The 615-nt window shown below is 46.8% G+C and carries 1 pseudogene; it reads right to left on the reverse strand.

Annotation, left to right across the window (positions count from 1 at the left end):
* A pseudogene (locus tag ACRQQK_RS16600) lies at positions 1 to 615 on the reverse strand (DDE-type integrase/transposase/recombinase); the annotation flags it as partial.

Genomic DNA, 615 nt, shown 5'->3' on the forward strand with positions numbered 1-615 from the left:
TCCCAAGCCATATCCAAGGCTTTAGAAGCTAATTCTTCATCATCAGGCTTATCCGATAGAGACCAACCCACGACGCGTCGACTAAATAGATAAAGCACTACGGCTAGATAACTCCACTTTGAACCCGATCAAATGTAAGTGATGTCACCGCACCACACTCGATTTGGAGCAGCCTCAGAGAATTCACGCTTCAGCAGATTCGGAATATCTAGTCGCTCTGATTTGGCATGCTTATACCGGTGCGAGCCTGGTTGTTTGCTCAGCAGACCGGCTTCTTGCATTATCTGCCTCACCTTGAATCGCCCAATTTCGATGTTTTCTGAACGCAACATTCTGAACGCAACATAGATACAAGAGTGCGACTGCCAGCAGAGCCACGACTCATATTGAAGAGTTCTTTAATTCGGCTGGCTAGCCGAATGCGATTGGCATCCGGCTTTCTCTGCTTAAACGCGTAGTAACAGGAAGAAGCGACGTTGAACAGCTCGCAAAACATCTTGACCGATTCATGCTCCCTCAACTGGTCAATTAGCGAGAACGTTCGAGTTCGTCCGACATTAAGAAAGCGGTGGCCTTTTTTAGTATGGATTTTTCTCTTTCCAAGCGACTAATTCG

The organism is Vibrio sp. C8 (assembly GCF_054051265.1).